Below are 3,952 nucleotides of genomic sequence, written 5' to 3' on the forward strand. Positions count from 1 at the left end.
CGGTAACGCCAAAACTGCATTTGGCCCCATGTATTCAGCCGTCCTGCCCAACTGGCTTGCCCGCCTTCACTGAATATCTCTCGCGGGGTTCCTTGGTGATCGGTGACCACATAGTGCAGTTTGCCCTGTTGATAGCGCGGTGGGCGTTATCTCTCCGGGTTGATACAGCCATTGGATTTTCTGAGACACCGCAAGAGTACCATCGGCATATATCGGCGTTTCTTCTATCAATTGGTCTCCCGACCATAAATAGCGCCACGTGGTGATTTTAGGCTTAATCTGCGGAAATAATGGGTCTATATGGGCTAAGTCACTGTCAACGGTTTTGGTTTTACTCAAACGTCGACCAAAAGCATCATAAGTATAGTGCCAACAATCCCCTTTCGGTGTAAAGCATGCGGTCAGCTGATTTTGTGTATTCCATAAATAGCGCCATTCTCTGGGACGAAAACCGCGTGTATGGACAATTTTTTTAATTATGTGGAGGAGCTATAACAAAACTGTACCACCGCCCGCAATACACCTTAGAGACCGTGGTTAAAAGACGCCGGTTTTGAAACAGTTTTCACCTTTACGGTGAAAATCTTAAAACAGGTGTTTGGTGTTGATACCGGACAGTGAAGGCATCCAAGCGATTAAACAACAAAACCAACCGCAGCAAGCGCAACTCAGTGCCATAAAACACACGATGCGCGAGCTGATGGCGGAGTATATCAGCAGCTAAAGGATAAGTTGAGCAGCTCTTAAAAATAAATAAGCCAGAAGATTGGAAGATCTTCTGGCTATAGATTATTTCGATTACTCAACTTCGTAAAATGAATAGATATGATGTGGTTAAATAATAAATCTAGCTCCAGCCTTTATAGGGGAAAAATTATCAGGCCACATTGTATCATTGTCATACTCTGCATTAACAAATGTAGCATCACTGATTCTACTCGCATTCATATTTGCACCTTTCAAATTTGCGCCATTCATATTTGTAGCAAATAAGTCAGCACCACTAAGATTTGCTTTTTCTAAATTAGCATTTAAAAAGAAGGCGCCTGCAAGTTTGGAATCTACTAATATTGTATTTACCATAGAAGCCTCCATGAAATTAGAGTTCATCAATAATGAATCAGTAAAATTAGCTTCATCTAATAAGCAATAAGCAAAGTTTGCACCACGTAAATTAGCTTGTTTAAAGATGGCTCTTTTTAATGAATATTTTTCAAAAATGGCCGTATGTAATAAATCATTAGTAAAATCAAAGCCATCTAAACTATTTACGTTTATCTCTCTGGTCACATTTGTTGATTCAAACCTGATTAGCACCATTACTTACCTCCCCAATCAAAAGTATCAACTTTAGTTTCAGACATTGGTTTAACGCGTGCAGCCTGGCTAGGAGATAATGTACCAGGTACTGTTTCAGGCAATTTACCAAATACTTTACCTGCAACATATCTATGATTTCCTTCAACAATAATATTACCATCAACTTTTATCGGTGGAGCTATATCGCCTTTAATTAAACGGTCTACATAGCGTTGAACCATAGGTAAAGAAACAGCTCCTTGAGCGGTCTGCATAGTGTCACCCTTCAAGGCATTCTGTATGGTTTCAGGGGTTACATCTGCCCCCTTGGTTATAATAGTTTTTGGGGCTCCCTTATTCCCCTTACCACCCGCCAACCCAAACGGATCAACCCACCCCGTCGGACAATGCACATATCCATACGGATTCAGCCCACCCAATAACCCTATTGGGTCTGAAGAAAGATACTGCCCTGTTTCCCTACCATAATAGCGAAAGCGATTATAATACAAGCCACTTTCTTCATCTTCATATTGCCCCGCAAAGCGAAAAGGACATTCGGTGTAATTAGGGTCATTCTCCGCCTTGCCCTCGCGGTAACGCCAAAACTGCATTTGGCCCCACGTATTCAACCGTCCTGCCCAACTGGCTTGTCCGCCTTCACTGAATATCTCTCGCGGAGTTCCTTGGTGGTCGGTGACCACATAGTGCAGTTTACCCTGTTGATAGCGCGCGGTAGGCGTTATCTCTCCGGGTTGATACAGCCATTGAACTTGTTGCGCATTAGCAAGAGTGCCATCGGCATATATCGGCGTTTCTTCTATCAGTTGGTCTCCCGACCATAAAGAGCGCCACGCTCTATTATACACGGAGGAGCGATAACAAAACTGTACCCCCCCTTAGAGACTGTGGCTAAAAGACGCAGGTTTTGAGACAAGTCTCACCTTTACCTTCAAAATTTTAAACGGATATTTGGTGTTGATACTGGGCAGCGAAGACATTCGAGCGATTAAGCAGCAAAATCAGCAACAGCAAGCGCAGCTCAGTGCCATCAAACACACCATGCGCGAGCTGATGGTGGAGTATGTTAGCGGCTCAAGAGTAAGCTGAGCGGCTCTTAACAATAAGTCAGTTCACAAAACTATTGGACTGACTTATTAATTTAAACATCAAAGAAAAACTCTAAAAAATCATTAAAACTAGGCCATTGTGGCTTTAATTTGCCTGCTATAAAATCCCGCAGCTCTTGACCTAAACCTAGGCCAATAACTTCACCTGTTTTTTGATTATAAAAATATCCGTATTCACCTTCAAAATTATCTAATGGCAAATATTCTTTAGGTAATTTTAGAACATCATGAGTACTTTTCAGGATTAATAAATAATCATTACTATTAATTAAAAACCAACCAATCTGATAGATCTCTCTATTTTGGCCTAAAAATGTTGGACAATCTTCAACATGTAAGTAAAACTGTGCAAAATCAGAGTCAATATCAACATCAATACTTAACAAAGCATCGCGGTATTCACTTGAAGGTTCATCAAACCACCAATTTTTACTTTTAAAATATTCAACTAATTTAGGTGTTAACATTTACCCTCCTTTTTTACAGCAATCGATCAGCTTTCTACGATTAACTTCTTCTTCGGCTCTTTGCTTCCAGTAAGCTTTTCTATCTGCCTCAAAAAGATCACGATCCACTGGGTTAGATAGGTGACTTCCAGGCAAGTAAGGATGCAATGCATTAGTATAGCGATACTTAACATGCGTTTCAGTTGATAACTCAAATAATGGCCCCAAGCCATTTTGTTTAGAATGGTGAAGGCTTACAACTGAATATTTCCCATCTTTTACCACCATAGGACTTCGACCATCTTCGAGAACTATTTGAAGATTTGTTTTTACACCATCTCGTGTATTAACTTTTAAATCCCAGTCAATAGGCTGTTGATAGACCGTATAAGTAATGTCTGAAGGGCCTGTAAAAGTAGAACCTGTAAAAAAGCCACTAAGACCAAACGGATCAATATATCCCGTCGGACAATGCACATACCCATAGGGATTAAACCCACCTAATAACCCTATGGGGTCTGGAGAAAGATACTGCCCTGTTTCCTTATCATAATAGCGAAAGCGATTATAATACAAGCCACTTTCTTCATCTTCATATTGCCCCGCAAAGCGAAAAGGACATTCGGTGTAATTAGGGTCATTCTCCGCCTTGCCCTCGCGGTAACGCCAAAACTGCATTTGGCCCCATGTATTCAGCCGTCCTGCCCAACTGGCTTGCCCGCCTTCACTGAATATCTCTCGCGGGGTTCCTTGGTGGTCGGTGACCACATAGTGCAGTTTACCCTGTTGATAGCGCGCGGTAGGCGTTATCTCTCCGGGTTGATACAGCCATTGAACTTGTTGCGCATTAGCAAGAGTGCCATCGGCATATATCGGCGTTTCTTCTATCAGTTGGTCTCCCGACCATAAATAGCGCCACGTGGTGATTTTAGGCTTAATCTGCGGAAATAATGGGTCTATATGGGCTAAGTCACTGTCAACGGTTTTGGTTTTACTCAAACGTCGACCAAAAGCATCATAAGTATAGTGCCAACAATCCCCTTTCGGTGTAAAGCATGCGGTCAGCTGATTTTGTGT

5 protein-coding genes and 1 pseudogene are annotated in these 3,952 nt (G+C 41.9%); all 6 read right to left on the reverse strand.

What is annotated here, in order from left to right:
* On the reverse strand, nucleotides 1-110 hold a 110-nt coding region (locus AACV01_RS04900; RefSeq protein WP_337247707.1), incomplete at its 3' end, for an RHS domain-containing protein.
* The gene (locus tag AACV01_RS04905; RefSeq protein ID WP_237584994.1) at nucleotides 67-339 is read right to left on the reverse strand and encodes a hypothetical protein; all 273 of its coding nucleotides are present in this window, start codon (nucleotides 337-339) and stop codon (nucleotides 67-69) included. The genes AACV01_RS04905 and AACV01_RS04900, both read right to left, overlap by 44 nt.
* A gap of 495 nt (nucleotides 340-834) precedes the next feature.
* A complete protein-coding gene (locus AACV01_RS04915; RefSeq protein WP_161682508.1) occupies nucleotides 835-1,320 on the reverse strand; it encodes a pentapeptide repeat-containing protein in 486 nt (161 codons plus the stop codon).
* A gap of 266 nt (nucleotides 1,321-1,586) precedes the next feature.
* Nucleotides 1,587-2,144 (reverse strand): annotated as a pseudogene (locus AACV01_RS04920) (RHS repeat-associated core domain-containing protein); the annotation flags it as partial.
* Nucleotides 2,145-2,461: 317 nt separating this feature from the next.
* Nucleotides 2,462-2,896 (reverse strand): hypothetical protein, encoded by a 435-nt coding sequence (locus tag AACV01_RS04925; RefSeq protein ID WP_161682511.1) that lies wholly within the window; start codon nucleotides 2,894-2,896, stop codon nucleotides 2,462-2,464.
* A partial coding sequence (locus tag AACV01_RS04930) for an RHS repeat-associated core domain-containing protein (protein WP_202611856.1) occupies nucleotides 2,897-3,952 on the reverse strand: 1,056 nt, incomplete at its 5' end.

Source organism: Proteus sp. G2609 (assembly GCF_963896135.1).
In the GTDB taxonomy this organism is placed as follows: Bacteria; Pseudomonadota; Gammaproteobacteria; order Enterobacterales; family Enterobacteriaceae; genus Proteus; species Proteus mirabilis.

What these genes read in the sequence shown, in the direction of transcription:
- AACV01_RS04915 (WP_161682508.1), bottom strand. Translation starts at nt 1,320, where the DNA reads ATGGTGCTAATCAGGTTTGAATCAACAAATGTGACCAGAGAGATAAAC.
- AACV01_RS04925 (WP_161682511.1), bottom strand. Translation starts at nt 2,896, where the DNA reads ATGTTAACACCTAAATTAGTTGAATATTTTAAAAGTAAAAATTGGTGG.